16 protein-coding genes are annotated in these 15,470 nt (G+C 56.5%); 10 read left to right on the top strand and 6 right to left on the bottom strand.

All coding sequences use genetic code 11. From position 1 onward, the window contains the following. Positions 1–4: 4 nt before the first annotated feature. The 3 genes from mdtI to BFV63_RS23570 form a co-directional block, all read right to left on the bottom strand. Complete coding sequence (gene mdtI / locus BFV63_RS10130) at positions 5–334, bottom strand: multidrug/spermidine efflux SMR transporter subunit MdtI (RefSeq protein WP_003857463.1); 330 nt, start codon at positions 332–334, stop codon at positions 5–7. Further along, the gene (gene mdtJ, locus BFV63_RS10125; protein WP_003857465.1) at positions 321–683 is read right to left on the bottom strand and encodes a multidrug/spermidine efflux SMR transporter subunit MdtJ; all 363 of its coding nucleotides are present in this window, start codon (positions 681–683) and stop codon (positions 321–323) included. Before mdtJ ends, mdtI begins: the two co-directional genes overlap by 14 nt. A 118-nt stretch (positions 684–801) precedes the next feature. After that, entirely contained in the window at positions 802–972 is a 171-nt protein-coding gene (locus tag BFV63_RS23570; RefSeq protein ID WP_006808891.1) for a protein YdgV, read from the bottom strand. Positions 973–1,104: 132 nt separating this feature from the next. On the opposite strand from BFV63_RS23570, the gene BFV63_RS10120 reads away from it, so the two are divergent. Then, complete coding sequence (locus BFV63_RS10120; RefSeq protein ID WP_048240891.1) at positions 1,105–2,145, top strand: AI-2E family transporter; 1,041 nt, start codon at positions 1,105–1,107, stop codon at positions 2,143–2,145. On the opposite strand, the gene BFV63_RS10115 is transcribed toward BFV63_RS10120, so the two are convergent. Together BFV63_RS10115 and BFV63_RS10110 are read right to left on the bottom strand one after the other, a co-directional pair. Then, the gene (locus BFV63_RS10115) at positions 2,142–3,089 is read right to left on the bottom strand and encodes a zinc-dependent alcohol dehydrogenase family protein (protein ID WP_045337356.1); all 948 of its coding nucleotides are present in this window, start codon (positions 3,087–3,089) and stop codon (positions 2,142–2,144) included. The genes BFV63_RS10120 and BFV63_RS10115 overlap by 4 nt on opposite strands. Then, positions 3,082–4,116, bottom strand: a complete 1,035-nt coding sequence (locus tag BFV63_RS10110; RefSeq protein WP_003857470.1) for an LLM class flavin-dependent oxidoreductase — start codon at positions 4,114–4,116, stop codon at positions 3,082–3,084. Before BFV63_RS10110 ends, BFV63_RS10115 begins: the two co-directional genes overlap by 8 nt. A 207-nt stretch (positions 4,117–4,323) precedes the next feature. Between BFV63_RS10110 and yajD the strand changes: the two genes are divergently transcribed. The 9 genes from yajD (at position 4,324) to pqqF (ending at position 12,953) form a co-directional block, all read left to right on the top strand. Then, a complete protein-coding gene (yajD, locus tag BFV63_RS10105; RefSeq protein ID WP_003857471.1) occupies positions 4,324–4,671 on the top strand; it encodes an HNH nuclease YajD in 348 nt (115 codons plus the stop codon). 259 nt (positions 4,672–4,930) lie between these two features. Next, positions 4,931–6,196 (top strand): Y-family DNA polymerase, encoded by a 1,266-nt coding sequence (locus BFV63_RS10100; protein ID WP_003857473.1) that lies wholly within the window; start codon positions 4,931–4,933, stop codon positions 6,194–6,196. 104 nt (positions 6,197–6,300) lie between these two features. After that, on the top strand, positions 6,301–7,320 hold the full coding sequence (locus tag BFV63_RS10095; RefSeq protein WP_048240893.1) for a dipeptidase: 1,020 nt from the start codon (positions 6,301–6,303) through the stop codon (positions 7,318–7,320). A gap of 138 nt (positions 7,321–7,458) precedes the next feature. After that, positions 7,459–7,530, top strand: coding sequence for a pyrroloquinoline quinone precursor peptide PqqA (gene pqqA / locus BFV63_RS22595; protein ID WP_002905689.1), 72 nt, complete (start codon positions 7,459–7,461; stop codon positions 7,528–7,530). Between the two features lie 55 nt (positions 7,531–7,585). After that, positions 7,586–8,503, top strand: coding sequence for a pyrroloquinoline quinone biosynthesis protein PqqB (gene pqqB, locus BFV63_RS10090; RefSeq protein ID WP_023303646.1), 918 nt, complete (start codon positions 7,586–7,588; stop codon positions 8,501–8,503). Positions 8,504–8,505: 2 nt separating this feature from the next. Beyond that, the gene (gene pqqC, locus BFV63_RS10085; RefSeq protein WP_045894570.1) at positions 8,506–9,261 is read left to right on the top strand and encodes a pyrroloquinoline-quinone synthase PqqC; all 756 of its coding nucleotides are present in this window, start codon (positions 8,506–8,508) and stop codon (positions 9,259–9,261) included. 2 nt (positions 9,262–9,263) lie between these two features. After that, positions 9,264–9,542: a pyrroloquinoline quinone biosynthesis peptide chaperone PqqD gene (pqqD, locus tag BFV63_RS10080; RefSeq protein ID WP_022651047.1), complete on the top strand. Its 279-nt coding sequence runs from the start codon at positions 9,264–9,266 to the stop codon at positions 9,540–9,542. Next, positions 9,529–10,671 carry a pyrroloquinoline quinone biosynthesis protein PqqE gene (gene pqqE / locus BFV63_RS10075; RefSeq protein ID WP_023324563.1) on the top strand — a complete coding sequence of 381 codons (1,143 nt, stop codon included), beginning with the start codon at positions 9,529–9,531 and terminating at the stop codon, positions 10,669–10,671. The genes pqqD and pqqE overlap by 14 nt, the downstream gene beginning before the upstream one ends. A 5-nt stretch (positions 10,672–10,676) precedes the next feature. Then, on the top strand, positions 10,677–12,953 hold the full coding sequence (pqqF, locus tag BFV63_RS10070; protein WP_032609078.1) for a pyrroloquinoline quinone biosynthesis protein PqqF: 2,277 nt from the start codon (positions 10,677–10,679) through the stop codon (positions 12,951–12,953). 86 nt (positions 12,954–13,039) lie between these two features. Here the strand turns inward: pqqF and BFV63_RS10065 are convergent, their stop codons facing one another. Further along, positions 13,040–15,469 (bottom strand): glucose/quinate/shikimate family membrane-bound PQQ-dependent dehydrogenase, encoded by a 2,430-nt coding sequence (locus BFV63_RS10065; RefSeq protein WP_003857512.1) that lies wholly within the window; start codon positions 15,467–15,469, stop codon positions 13,040–13,042. Position 15,470: the final 1 nt, after the last annotated feature.

Here is a 15,470-nt window from a genome sequence, read left to right as displayed (position 1 = left end):
TCACTCAGGCCAGTTTAATCATGATCATGCCGGCGAGCAGTAATACCAGCCCTATCCAGCCTTTATTGTTTAAACGCTGCCCGAACATAATCCAGCCTGCCGCCAGGGTGGCGGCAATACCGAAGCCACCCCACAGCGCATAGGCCACGGACAGATCGATGCCTTTCACCGCCTGCGACAGGGCGCTAAACGCCCCCAGAACCGCGGCAATCGATAACAGGCCGTAGGCTTTGCGACGAAAACCGTCGGAGAACTTCAGAAAGACGTTCGCAATAATTTCCAGAACGATGGCGAAAGCCAGCCAGGCCGCGTGGATCCATTCAAACTGCTGCATGGGTCTGCTCCTTCTGCTGTTTTGCCGGTTTGCGTGTACCCGATTTAATCAGCACGATACCCGCGACCAGGGTCGTCAGCCCGGCAATTTTCATTGTCGTCAGGGTTTCATCAAATAACATGACGCTAAACAGCGTAATCAATAAAATACCAACACCTTCCCACAATGCGTATGCCACGCCCAGCGCGATTTTTTTAACCGCGAAAGAGAGGAAAATATAGGAAAGCGTAATCATGACCAGCATCAAAATAAAACCGGTGCTGCCATCACTCACGCTCGCCCATTTCATCGACAAGGTGCCGGTAATTTCAGCGACGATCGCCAGAGCTAATAAAATCCAGTAAAACATGTTTTTTCTCCTGCTTGAGAATATAATCCATCGAGGCTCACTGCGGACAGCAAACCAAAAAATTGGGAATTAAATCAGTTAGCTAAGCGCATAGCGCCAGCTCAGGCAGAAGACGTGACTATAGCGCGGAACGCCAGTGTTGCTCACCAGAAAGCAGGCAGAGGGAGGTTGAAAACAGAGCAGAGTTGTTTGAAAAATACGTCCTGAACAAATTGTCCATAAAATTACAATTATCCGCGGTGTTGCTTCTCGTCTTTGCGGATGAAAATTGTCCTCGGTAGTTGAACACGCCTGATTTGTATCATAAGCCAGGAATTTACTCAAAGCCTTTTCATTTCTTTACCCAGTCTGTTTGATTTTGGTTAGTTTTTTTAATCCGCTTTCCCCTCTATTATAAATAAAAAACTGTTCAGGAACGTCCATGGCCAAACCTATTATCACCCTCAACGGGCTTAAGATCGTCATCATGCTGGGCATGCTGGTGATCATTCTGACCGGCGTTCGTTTTGCGGCCGATATCATCGTGCCTTTTATCCTGGCGCTTTTTATCGCGGTGATCCTCAATCCACTGGTGCAGCGAATGGTGCGGCTGCGCATCCCGCGTGTGCTGGCGATAAGCCTGCTTATCAGTATTATTATCGTTGCGATGGTGCTGTTAGTCGCCTATCTGGGAACCTCCCTGAACGAGCTGGCGCGGACGCTACCGACATACCGCTCTTCCCTGGCGACCCCGCTGCTGCAAATTGAACCCTGGCTGCAACGCGCGGGTATCGAAGTCTCGGTTGAAGAACTGCTTAAATACATCGATCCGAATGCCGCCATGACGATTGTCACCAGCCTGCTGGCACAACTCTCCAACGCCATGACCTCGATTTTCCTGCTGTTCCTGACGGTTGTGTTTATGCTGCTGGAAGTTCCACAGCTGCCTGCAAAGCTCCAGCACATCATGGTGCGTCCGGTAGAGGGAATGTGCGCCATTCAGCGCGCGCTCGACAGCGTTTCACGCTATCTGGTGCTGAAAACGGCCATCAGCCTGGTGACGGGATTAGTGGTCTGGGGGATGCTCGCCGCGCTGGATGTGCGTTTTGCCTTCGTCTGGGGGCTGCTGGCCTTTGCGCTCAACTATATTCCTAACATCGGCTCCGTGCTGGCGGCGATCCCCCCTATCCTTCAGGTGCTGGTTTTCAGCGGTTTGTATGATGCCCTGATTCTGCTGGCAGGCTATCTGGTGATTAACCTTGTCTTCGGGAACATTCTTGAACCACGGATAATGGGACGCGGGCTGGGGCTTTCAACCCTTGTAGTGTTCCTGTCCCTGATTTTCTGGGGCTGGCTGCTCGGGCCTGTCGGCATGCTGCTCTCCGTTCCGCTGACAATTATTGTCAAAATTGGCCTCGAGCAGACCGCCGGTGGACAAAGTATCGCTGTACTGCTGAGCGACATGAGCCATAAGGCCGATTAATTGTCCATCGACAGCATGGGCTTGCCCGTTCTTCCCGCTTCGCGATAGTTGCCTACTGCCCGCTGCCATTCCGACAGCGGGTAGAGGGTGACATCGCTGCACTGACTGGCGCGCAGTTTAGGCCAGATGCGCCGAAACTCCGCCTGCCACGCCTCAGCGCTCAGCGCGTCCAGATAGTTACGAATGTGAAACCACGCCACGCGCGGCAACGGCCGCTGCTGCCGGAAGGTCTGCCCGGAGAGCAGCCCGTAGCAGACAAAGGTGCCGGTTTCGGGCATCACGCTCAGGATCGTCTCCGCCAGGCTGCCGCCCGTGGCGTCGTACACCACGTCTGCGCGCGCGGCGGCAGCGTTGACGGCGGCCATATCGTGTTGCGCAATCGGGACGATCCCCTTTTCAGCCAGACGTTGAGCGTGCACGGGCGAGCGATGGATCCCGTAAACCGCCTCTGCACCCGCCTGGCGTGCCCATTGCCCGAGCAGAACGGCGCAGTCAGAACCGGCAGCGGTGAGCAGCACCGTTTTCCCGACCGGAGGATAGCGGTCCAGCATCATCTGTGCGGCAAGCGGATTGATATACGCCCGCGCGGCAAGAAGCGAGTCGACGTCGTCCGGGACGGGAACCGCATACGCCGCCGGGCAGTCGACATAGCGCTGCCAGGTTCCCTGCCCCCGTAACGGCAGGACCCGCTTGCCCAGCAGCGCCGGATAAGCGGCGGGCGTTTCGGTCACTATTCCGACCCCTTCATAACCGGCTATCGCAGGCAGCGGCGTGCGATGGCGATATGCCCCGGTGATGGGGATGAGATCGGAGGCGTTCACCGGAGAAAAAAGCATGCGCACACGTATCTCTCCCGGCTGTCGCGGGGACAATGGTGTGGTTTCCGCTTGCAGTACCGATTCAGGCTCACCAAACCGGCGATACCAGAGGGCCAGATTACGCATTGCGATCGCGCCATCCCATTTCCGGTGCGACATGTTTCAGGATGGACTCGATCACATGTGCGTTGTATTCCACGCCCAGCTGATTCGGCACGGTAAGCAACAGCGTATCCGCTTCCGCGATCGCTTCATCCTTTTTCAACTGTTCAATCAGCTTGTCTGGCTCTGCGGCATAGCTGCGTCCGAAAATGGCCCGCGTTTTCTCATCCAGATAACCCACGCTGTCGCTCTCATTGCGGCTTGAACCGAAATACATCCGGTCGCGTTCGTCCATCAGGGCAAAAATACTGCGGCTGACCGAAACGCGTGGCTGACGGGTATGCCCTGCCTCAGCCCAGGCCTGTCGGTAGGCACGGATCTGTTTTGCCTGCTGAATATGGAACGGCTCGCCGGTTTCATCATCTTTCAGCGTTGAGCTTTGCAGGTTCATCCCCAGTTTTGCCGCCCATACTGCCGTTGCATTAGAGCCAGCCCCCCACCAGATACGATCGCGTAAGCCTTCTGAATGCGGCTCCAGACGCAACAATCCCGGCGGGTTTGGGAACATCGGCTGTGGGTTAGGCTTCGCAAACCCTTCACCGCGTAATACATCAAGCAGTACCTCAGTGTGGCGGCGCGCCATATCAGATTCGGTTTCCCCTTCCTGCGGCACGTAACCAAAATAACGCCAGCCATCAATCACCTGCTCCGGGGAACCCCGGCTGATACCAAGCTGTAATCGCCCGCCGGAGATGAGATCTGCCGCGCCAGCATCTTCCGCCATATACAGCGGATTTTCATACCGCATGTCGATCACGCCCGTCCCGATTTCGATACGTTTGGTTTTCGCGCCTATTGCCGCCAGCAAGGGGAATGGCGAACTGAGCTGGCGGGCAAAGTGGTGCACACGGAAATAAGCCCCGTCCGCGCCCAGCTCTTCGGCTGCGACCGCCAGATCGATGGACTGTAGCAGCGTGTCAGCCGCGGTTCGCGTGCCGGACTGGGGTGACGGCGTCCAGTGACCAAACGACAAAAATCCAATCTTTTTCATAGTGGAGTATCCTGATAAAGCATTGCGTTATCCCTACTCTACGCATTAACGGATGAGAATAAATGGTGATTATTTAACGGAATGCTTCAAATAAACTGACAGAAAGACGCAAATCGCAGGCTGCCTTCCCGCAGAGGAGGCATTCTCCTGACATCTCATAATGGGATATAGTGTGAACTATTCTCTTTTTAACAGGTAACATCAGCAATGGCTCTGATCCCCAAAAACTACGCACGGCTGGAAAGCGGCTACCGTGAAAAAGCGCTAAAAATCTACCCCTGGGTTTGTGGACGCTGCTCGCGTGAGTTTGTTTATTCAAATCTTCGTGAACTCACGGTTCACCATATCGACCACGATCACACCAATAACCCGGAAGATGGCAGTAACTGGGAGCTGTTGTGCCTGTTTTGTCACGATCACGAGCACTCAAAGTACACCGAAGCGGATCAGTATGGCACCACCGTTGTCGCGGGTGAGGATGCGCAAAAAGACGTGGGTGTCGCCACGTTTAACCCCTTTGCCGATCTCAAGGCGATGATGGACAAGAAGAAGTAATATCGACGGCTTCACTGCCCATACCTGCCGTATGGGCACTTATATTCCTTAAACATTTCATTAAATACCCTTTCCGCCAGATTTGCCTCGCCGCCATTCTGAATATAACCCTCTTCCTCCTGCACCCGTACGACGTCACTCCTCGTTCCCCCTTGATCTTTGCTATCAATATACAATACTGTATATAAATACAGTATTTATTAACGGTGATCATAATGCAGTTTTTCACCCCACCTGGCGATACCAGAGCGAGCTGACCATGTTTGCACTGTGTGATGTGAACGCTTTCTATGCTTCCTGTGAAACGGTTTTTCGCCCGGACCTGAAGGGACGACCGGTGGTCGTGTTGTCCAATAACGATGGGTGCGTCATCTCTCGCTCCGCTGAAGCCAAACCCTTTGTGAAAATGGGTGAACCGTACTTCAAACAGAAAGATCGCTTCAGGCATCATGGCGTGGTTTGTTTCAGCAGTAATTATGAACTTTACGCGGATATGTCCAACCGGGTAATGAACACGCTTGAAGAGATGTCGCCTCGTAGCGAAATATACTCCATTGATGAGATCTTTTGCGATCTTACCGGGGTACGTAATTGTCGCGATCTTTCCGATTTTGGGCATGAAATGAGAGCGACCGTACTGCAACGCACCCATCTGACCGTCGGGGTGGGCATCGCACCCACAAAGACGCTGGCGAAACTGGCAAATCACGCGGCAAAACGCTGGCAGCGCCAGACGGGAGGCGTTGTTGATTTATCCAATGTGGATCGTCAGAGAAAGCTGATGGCGGCGCTACCCGTCGAAGACGTTTGGGGTGTAGGACGTCGCATAGCGAAGAAGCTTGAGATGATGGGGATTAAGACCGTCCTGCAACTGGCAGACACCGATATCCGGTTCATAAGAAAACATTTCAATGTCGTGCTGGAGAGAACGGTGCGTGAATTACGGGGCGAACCGTGTCTTGAACTGGAAGAGTTTGCCCCGGTAAAGCAAGAAATCGTCTGTTCGCGCTCGTTTGGCGAACGCATCACGGAATATGACGATGTACGCCAGGCCATCTGTAGTTATGCTGCCCGGGCAGCAGAAAAACTTCGCAATGAGCATCAGCATTGCCGCTTTATCTCCGTATTTGTTAAAACCTCGCCCTTCGCGCTTAACGAGCCATATTATGGCAATAGCGCGTCGGTAAAACTGCTTACCCCAACCCAGGATAGCCGGGATATTATCGGCGCATCAGTTCGTTGTCTGGATGCGGTCTGGAAGAACGGCCATCGGTACCAGAAAGCCGGTGTGATGCTGGGAGATTTTTATAGCCAGGGCGTCGCGCAACTTAATCTGTTTGACGACAACGCACCCAGGAAAAACAGCCAAAAGTTAATGGATGTATTAGACCATCTGAATGCTGAAAATGGCCGTGGCACGCTTTACTTCGCGGGACAGGGTATTCAGCAGCCGTGGCAGATGAAACGGGAAATGCTTTCACCCCGCTACACAACCCGCTTTGCGGATCTCCTCACTGTTAAGTGATATTAACAATTGCTGCTAAGTTGTAAATTTCTCCTTGCCGGACCGGACAAATCGGTTATCGTGCCAGGCAACTTTCACAGCAATAAAAGACAGTGGGATGCGCTATGGCGATTTTTGATGGTCACAATGACCTATTGCTTAATTTATGGCTTCACCATCGCCAGGATCCGGTAACGGCCTTCTTCTCCGGCATTGAAAACGGACACCTCGATTATCCGCGCATGCAGCAAGGCGGATTTTCCGGCGGGCTGTTCGCGCTGTTCGTGCCGCCGCAGGAGTATATCGCCCGCATGGCGCCACAATACGCCAGCGAGCCGTGGCAGCCGGTCGACATTCTCTGGCAGCAGCTGACGATCCTTAAGCAGCTTGTCGCCCACTCCGACGGCCGGGCGCGATTGTGCCTGAGCGCGGCGGATATCGAACGCTGCCGTCAGGATAAGGTGCTGGCGATGGTGGCGCATATTGAGGGCGCGGGCGGTTTTGACGGCGAGGGAGGCGATCTACAGGCTTTCTATGCCGCCGGGGTGCGTAGCATTGGGCCTTTCTGGAACATTGCTAACCGTTTTGGCACCGGCGTTAACGGGGCGTTTCCCGGCAGCCCGGACAGCGGCCCAGGGCTTACCGCAGAGGGTATCGCCCTCATTAAGCACGCTAACGCCCTGAACATGCTGATTGACGTTTCGCATATGAATGAAAAGGCGTTCTGGGATACCGCTCGTCATTCCTCATCACCGCTGGTCGCCACCCACTCCAACGCCCATACGCTGTGCCCGCAACCGCGCAATCTGACCGATCGGCAGCTGCTGGCTATCCGCGACAGCGGCGGCGTGGCTGGCGTCAATTTCGGCAACGCGTTTCTGCGCGCCGACGGTAAACGCGATAGCGATACCCCGCTGAGTACGATTGTTCGCCATATCGACTATCTTATTAACATCATGGGTGACGATCATGTCGCGCTGGGCTCCGATTTTGACGGCATTACGTTGCCTGATGACTTACACGATGTGAGTGGTTTACCACGGCTAATCAGCGCGTTGCATGACAGCGGCTATGATCAATTTGTGCTGAATAAGCTGCTGTGGGGTAACTGGCAAAAGGTATTGCAAAATGTTTGGCAACAATAGGTTACGTTGTAAACATTAAGTTAATTCCTTACATCTTTCGGGTTGAGCTTTGCCCTCCTGTGACGCATTATTTGATGACCATCACAAAACTGGCACAAACAATGGCGTTGGTGCTGCATTTTTAAAGAGGAAAAAACGATGTGGAAGAAACCTGCTTTTATTGATTTACGTCTTGGCCTGGAAGTGACCCTGTACATTTCCAACCGCTAATCGCTCTGCCCGCCATCCGTGCGGGCATTTTTGTTTGACTACCTGGCCCATCTTCATGTTTATTAAAGTCCTCGGTTCCGCCGCTGGCGGTGGTTTCCCCCAGTGGAACTGTAACTGCGCCAACTGTCAGGGTTTGCGCGACGGTACCCTTCAGGCGACCCCTCGCACCCAGTCGTCGATCATCGTCAGTGATAACGGCAAAGAGTGGGTGCTGTGTAACGCCTCCCCCGATATCAGCCAGCAGATTGCCCATACGCCAGAACTGAATAAGAAAGAGGTTCTGCGCGGCACGCATATTGGCGGCATTATTCTCACCGATAGCCAGATTGACCACACCACCGGGCTGCTCAGCCTGCGCGAAGGGTGTCCACATCAGGTATGGTGTACGCCGGAGGTGCATGAAGATCTTTCCAGCGGATTCCCGATTTTTACCATGCTCCGGCACTGGAACGGCGGCCTGATTCATCACCCGATTGCGCCGCTCACCGCCTTTAGCGTGGAAGCCTGCCCTGATTTGCAGTTTACCGCTGTCCCCATCGCCAGTAACGCACCGCCCTATTCGCCGTGGCGCGACCACCCGCTGCCGGGGCATAACGTGGCGCTGTTTATCGAAAACCGCCGCAACGGTCAGACGCTGTTCTACGCACCGGGTCTCGGTGAACCCGATGACGCTATCCTGCCGTGGCTCAAAAAGGCGGACTGTCTGCTGATTGACGGCACCGTCTGGCAGGACGATGAACTCCAGGCCACCGGCGTCGGGCGCAATACCGGCCGCGACATGGGCCATCTGGCGCTCGGCGATGAACACGGCATGATGGCGCTGCTGGCCTCGCTGCCGGCAAAGCGCAAGATTCTGATCCACATTAATAACACCAACCCGATCCTTAACGAGCAGTCGCCGCAGCGTCACGCCCTTGCGCAGCAGGGAATAGAAGTGAGCTGGGACGGGATGAACATCACGCTTCAGGACTAACTATGCACATTCGCGAAACGCTCTCGCCGCAAGAGTTTGAGCACGCCCTTCGGGCGAAAGGCGCCTACTATCATATTCACCATCCGTACCATATCGCGATGCATAACGGCGAGGCCAGCCGCGAGCAGATCCAGGGCTGGGTGGCGAACCGGTTTTACTACCAGACGACGATCCCACTGAAAGACGCGGCAATTATGGCGAACTGCCCGGATCCGAACACGCGTCGCAAATGGGTGCAGCGGATCCTCGATCACGACGGCAGCAACGGTCATGACGGCGGTATCGAAGCCTGGCTACAGCTGGGCGAAGCCGTGGGGCTCAGCCGCGAGGACTTAATCAGCGAGCGCCACGTGCTGCCCGGCGTCCGTTTCGCCGTCGACGCTTACGTTAACTTCGCCCGCCGCGCCAACTGGCAGGAGGCTGCATGCAGTTCGCTCACCGAACTGTTCGCCCCGCAAATCCATCAGTCGCGTCTCGACAGCTGGCCACAGCACTACCCGTGGATCAAAGAGGAAGGCTATTTTTATTTCCGCAGCCGCCTCAGCCAGGCCAGCCGTGACGTTGAACACGGTCTGGAGCTGGCGAAGCGTTATTGCGATAGCGCGGAAAAGCAGAATCGGATGCTGGAGATCCTTCAGTTCAAACTCGATATCCTGTGGTCGATGCTCGACGCGATGACCATGGCCTACGCGCTACAGCGTCCGCCTTATCACACGGTCACCGACAAAGCGGCCTGGCACACAACCCGACTGGTATAAGCATGCAAAAAAACTCCATCGTCGCCTTTCGTCGCGGCTATCGCCTGCAATGGGAAGCCGCTCAGGACAGCCATGTCATCCTCTATCCGGAAGGCATGGCTAAACTCAATGAGACCGCCGCCGCGATCCTCGAACTGGTCGATGGCCAACGCGACGCGGCGGCCATCATTGCCATACTCAACGAACGGTTCCCGGAAGCCGGCGGCGTGGATGACGACGTCGTAGAATTCCTGCAAATCGCTTATCAACAGAAGTGGGTTATTTTCCGTGAGCCAGAATAAACCTGCCGTCAATCCACCGCTGTGGCTGCTGGCGGAGCTGACCTATCGCTGTCCGCTACAGTGTCCTTACTGCTCTAACCCGCTGGACTTCGCCCGGCAGGATCAGGAGCTGACCACTGAACAGTGGATTGAGGTTTTCCGCCAGGCGCGGGCGATGGGCAGCGTGCAGATAGGTTTTTCCGGCGGCGAACCGTTGACGCGTAAAGATCTGCCGGAGCTGATCCGCGCCGCCCGCGATCTCGGTTTTTATACCAACCTGATCACCTCGGGAATTGGCCTGACGGAAAGCAAGCTCGACGCATTCAGCGAGGCCGGTCTGGACCATATCCAGATTAGCTTCCAGGCCAGCGATGAAGTGCTCAACGCTGCGCTGGCGGGGAATAAAAAAGCCTTCCAGCAGAAGCTGGCGATGGCCAAAGCGGTTAAAGCGCGCGATTACCCGATGGTGCTGAATTTCGTCCTGCACCGGCATAATATCGATCAGATCGATAAAATCATCGAACTGTGCATCGAGCTGGACGCCGACGACGTCGAACTTGCCACCTGCCAGTTCTACGGTTGGGCGTTCCTTAATCGTCAGGGGCTTCTGCCGACGCGGGAACAGATTGCCCACGCGGAACGCGTGGTTGCCGAATATCGGCAAAAAATGGCCGCCAGCGGCAATCTGACCAACCTGCTGTTTGTCACTCCCGATTATTACGAGGAGCGGCCCAAAGGCTGCATGGGCGGCTGGGGGTCGATTTTCCTCAGCGTGACCCCGGAAGGCACGGCGCTGCCCTGCCACAGCGCGCGCCAGCTGCCGGTGGAATTCCCCTCGGTGCTTGAGCAGAGCCTGGAATCCATCTGGTATGACTCTTTCGGCTTCAACCGCTATCGCGGATTTGACTGGATGCCGGAGCCGTGCCGCTCCTGCGATGAAAAAGAGAAAGACTTCGGCGGCTGCCGCTGCCAGGCCTTTATGCTCACCGGGAATGCGGATAACGCCGATCCGGTGTGCAGCAAATCGCCGCATCATCATAAAATCCTCGAGGCGCGACGCGAAGCAGCCTGTAGTGATATGAAGATCGGTCAGCTTCAGTTTCGCAACCGAACCCGTTCTCAGCTTATCTATAAAACCCGGGAACTGTAACGATAATGACCATCCGCATCGTGGAACTGGCAGGCGGTTTACGCGCAACGCTGGTGCATCAGCCGCAGGCGACACGCGCGGCGGCGCTGGCGCGCGTGAGTGCCGGAAGCCATCACGAGCCACCGCGATTCGCCGGTCTCGCGCATTTGCTTGAGCACCTGCTGTTCCGCGGTAGCCAGCGCTATCAGGGCGATGATCGACTCATGGCCTGGGTCCAGCGCCAGGGCGGCAACGTCAATGCCACCACGCTGGCTCGCCACAGCGCTTTTTTCTTCGACGTTGCCGCCGATAACCTGTCCGACGGCGTCGCGCGACTGCGGGATATGTTGCAGGCGCCGCTGCTTTCCCGGCAGGACATCCAGCGCGAAGTGGCGGTCATTGATGCGGAAAACCGGCTTATCCAGCAGCATGATCCCGCTCGGCGCGAAGCCGCGGCGCGCCACGCGATGGAACAACCGGAGGTTTTTCGCCGTTTTCAGGTGGGTAGCCATGATTCTCTGGGGCAAGACACGGGATCGCTGCACGCCGCGTTGCGCGGATTTCATCGCCGCTATTATGGGGCCAGACACCTGCAATTGTGGCTACAGGGACCGCAAACGCTGGATGCGTTAGCCGAGCTTGCCCATACGTTTGCGACAGGTTTTGCTTCAGGTGGCGTGCCTGAAGCCGCCCCCCCGTTACGCCTTAGCGCTGAAGCAGATTATCAGCTGGCAGTGACGGAGCGACCCGCGCTGTGGCGCTGCCCGTTGATCCGAAAAAGTGACAACGTCACCTTGCTTCGGGAATTTTTGCTGGACGAGGCCCCCGGAAGCCTGATTGACGGGCTGCGGGCGCGCGGGCTGGCAGAAGAGGTATCGCTGGACTGGCTTTATCAGGATGACGATTACGGCTGGCTGGCGCTAACGCTTGACGGCGAACGGCCCGAGGCCATAGACGCGCAAATCACGCGCTGGCTGCGGGCCCTACAGCAAACGACGCAAGAGCAACAGCGGCATTATTATAGGCTGGCACAGCAGCGCTTTAGCGCCCTGTCGCCCCTTGACCAGCTTCGCCAGCGGGCGTTTGGTTTTGCGCCCGGCGCGGCGCCGGTTGATTTTTCCGCCTTCTGTGCCGACTTACTGGCGGCGCCCACCTCGTATCTGGCCTGCAAAAAAATGGAAACCGCTGAAATTATCGCCAGCCAGGGATTTGCCCTGCCGCTTAGCCACTGGCGTCGCCAGCCGGTTGCGGATGAGAGCCCCATCGCGTTTTCCTTCTACCCGCAGGCTACCCAATATTCTGCCCCAGCCCTGACGCCAGAAGCCGTTCCGCTGCTGCATTTACCGGCGCAGGCACAAGCGCCGACGCTGATCCTCCGCAGGCCTTTTTATTCGCGCGTAAGCGAGTCACAGGGAGTGGCGATCGGCAAACAATTACGCCCTCTTCTAGCTGAAATGCGCCATATCGGCAGCAGCGGCGAGTGGCAAACGGTTGACGGTAGCTGGCAGCTAACCCTGCGGCTTCCTGACGCCGTGGTGATGGCGGAACCCATCATCGGGGCGATAATCGATCGCCTCTCCCGCCCCACACCGGCTATTACGCCTGCGCCAGATGGCATTGCGATCCGTCAGTTGCTTAAGCAATTGCCTGAACGACTGGCATCGGAACCGTCACGGAATGGCTGGCTGGCGGCGTTAGCTGGCGGCAGCGCCGGACACGCGCACGGGTTAGCCCGGCAGCTTGGCCTGCTCCGGGCGCCGGTTAACGCTAAGCCGTTGCCGTTAAGCGATTGTCCCGGCGGGGTCGAACACATTCCGCACGCCAGCGAGGATTCGGCGCTGCTGGTGTTTATTCCCCTGCCGCCGGGTGCGTCGCTCGCCGCGCTGCGGCTGCTGGCGTTATGCTGCGAACCGCGATTTTTCCAGCGCCTGCGCGTGGAACAGCAGATTGGCTACGTGGTCAGCTGTCGTTATCAGCGTATTGCCGATCGCGATGGCCTGCTGCTGGCGTTACAGTCGCCTGATCGTTCTCCCGTGAACCTGTTGGGTTGCTGCAAACGATTTTTGCGAGAGCTGACGCTGTGCGATGAATCCGAGTTCAGCCTATTGCGACAGCAGCTGGCGACGCAGATCCGCTCACCGATGGATGCCAGCGCCACGGCAGTGGCCGCCCTGCGCCAGCGCTATGGTTTGCCGGTGTTAACGCCGCAGGCTATTGATGCCCTGCAACCTGACGAGATAGTCGCGCTATGGCGCGAGATGACTCGCCGTCGCCGTCGCTGGCGGGTGCTTTTCACGGGCTGACCGGAACCGCAGCTTTCTTCCTGTGCGTGGTTTTCAGTCAAAAAAAAGCCCCGTACTACGACGGGGCCAGGCTGTTTATTTCGCTGTTATTTATCCAGCGCGTAGGCAATCACGTAGTCACCACGATCCGGCGACTGGCGTGCACCGCCAGCAGAGATCAGAATGTACTGTTTGCCGGTTTTCGGTGATACATAGCTGATAGGTCCGCCCTGGCTACCCACCGGGAGACGCGCTTTCCACACTTCTTCCCCCGTAGAGGAATCAAAGGCGCGCAGGTAGTAATCCTGGGTTCCCGCAATGAAGACCAGACCGCCCTGCGTGGCCAGCGTACCGCCCAGCGTCGGCATACCGACAGGCATCTGCATACGCATTTTTACCCCAAACGGACCGGTATCCTGAACGGTACCGACCGGCACCTGCCAGACGATTTTCTGTGTTTTCAGGTCAATCGCAGAGAGAGAGCCAAACGGTGGTTTCTGGCACGGAATACCCAGCGGTGACATGAAACGGTTTTTGTTGACCGAATACGGCGTTCCTTTCATCGGAACAGCGCCCATACCGGCGTTCACGGCTTCACCGCCCGTGTTTGCCACTGCGCTTTGCGGATCTTGTTTAATCAGCTGGACCCACAGACCCAGACGCATGTCGTTGACGAAGATGTACTGGTTGTTCGGATCCGTGGACAGACTACCCCAGTTCATTCCCCCCAGCGAGCCCGGGAAGCTCAGGGAAATATCGGTTCCCGGCATCGTGTACAGACCGTCATAACGCATTGATTTGAAGCTGATACGACAGGCCAGCTGGTCAAACGGCGTCGCCCCCCACATATCCGATTCTTTCAGGGTTTCCGCGCCAATCTGCGGCATCCCCACAGAGCGCGGCTGCGTTGCCGGGTACTGTTCACGTGGAATATCCGCTGGTTTTACCGGAACCTCTTTCACTTCAGTGAGCGGTTTACCCGTCAGGCGATCAAGAACATAAATTTGCCCCGCTTTGGTGCCCACCACCACCGCGGGCTTGTTGCCCTCTTTTGTCGGGAAATCAACCAGGCTCGGCTGCATCGGGATATCGAAATCCCAGAGGTCGTTATGCACGGTCTGGTATACCCACTTCTCTTTCCCGGTAGTCGCATCCAGCGCGAGGATTGAGGTGGCGTATTTATGATCTTCCGGAATACGGTCAGCGCCCCACAGGTCGACGGAGGAACTCCCCATCGGGATAAACACGGTATTCATCGACGCATCCCAGGACATAGGGGCCCAGGAGTTTGCAGAGCTACGTTTGTAGTGTTCGCCCGGCTTCAGAACATAGTTCGGATCCGGATTACGCGGGTCGAACGCCCAGCGCAGCTGGCCGGTGATCACGTCATAACCACGTATAACGCCTCCCGGCATATCGGTGCTGACGTTATCCGCAACGCGGCCACCAACGACAACCGTCGTACCCGCCAGCGTCGGGGCCGACGTCAGCACGTAGGTGGGATCTGACGCGTCGCCCATCCCTTCATGCAGGTTAACGCTGCCGTTAGTACCGAAGTCCGGGCAGAATTTGCCGTTATCGGCGTCTAACGCGATCAGCTTACCGTCAATAGTATTCATCAGGATACGGCGCTGGCATGCAGCGCCCGGTGCGACCTGCGCTGGCAGAACCGGCGTGGAGCCCGCTACCGTTGGCTGTGCCAGCGGTTTGGTGGCATCAAAGTATGCCAGGCCACGGCAGCGCATCCAGATTGCAGATTTGGCGTTGATTTCCGCTTTCCAGATCTCTTTCCCACTATCGGCATCCACGGCGATCACGTTGTTATGCGGCGTACAGAGGAAGACACGATCGCCAACCTGTAGCGGCGTTTGCTGATCTTCTGCGCCATTGCCGTCCGGACTTTCCGGTACGTCACCGGTATGGTAGGTCCAGACCGGTTTCAGGTTTTTCACGTTGTCACGGGTTATCTGGTCCAGCGCCACAAAGCGACTACCGCCGGCCGTATTACCGTAGTGATCCCAGTTCTGCTGTTTCGCATCATCTTTTACCGGTACCAGCGGACGTTTTTCACCGCTAAACGGCACGGTCGGATGGGGTTGAAACATCTGAACAAAGGTGACGCCCATGGCAATAATAAGGACCGCGCAGACCCCCAGGGCCCCTTTTGCGCAGGACGGTTTTCCTTCACGTTTACGCAATGCAGGCCAGGTGGCAGCTGCCAGCACCATCAGCCCGGCGGGTACCATTAAACGGGAAACCAGCGGCCAGAAGTCGAGCCCGGCATCGAAAAATGCCCAAATCAGGGTGCCAAGAAACACCAGGGCAAACAGCCCCACGGCAGAGGACTTGCGGCGGAAGAACTGAATCGCAGAGAGCAGAGTGATAACCCCGGCGATGAGAAAATACCAACTCCCCCCCAGGGAAACCAGTTTAAAACCGCCGATAGCAAAAAAGAGCCCCGTTACAAGAAGTATCACACCCACCAGCAGGCACCACGGGCCTAACCAGCCGGATGAGCGGGGATTATTGTCTGACATA

The sequence above is a fragment of the Enterobacter hormaechei subsp. xiangfangensis genome (genome assembly GCF_001729785.1).
GTDB lineage: Bacteria > Pseudomonadota > Gammaproteobacteria > Enterobacterales > Enterobacteriaceae > Enterobacter > Enterobacter hormaechei_C.
The sequence above is the reverse complement of the archived record's forward strand: the minus strand, read 5'-3'. Positions and strand labels throughout refer to the sequence as shown.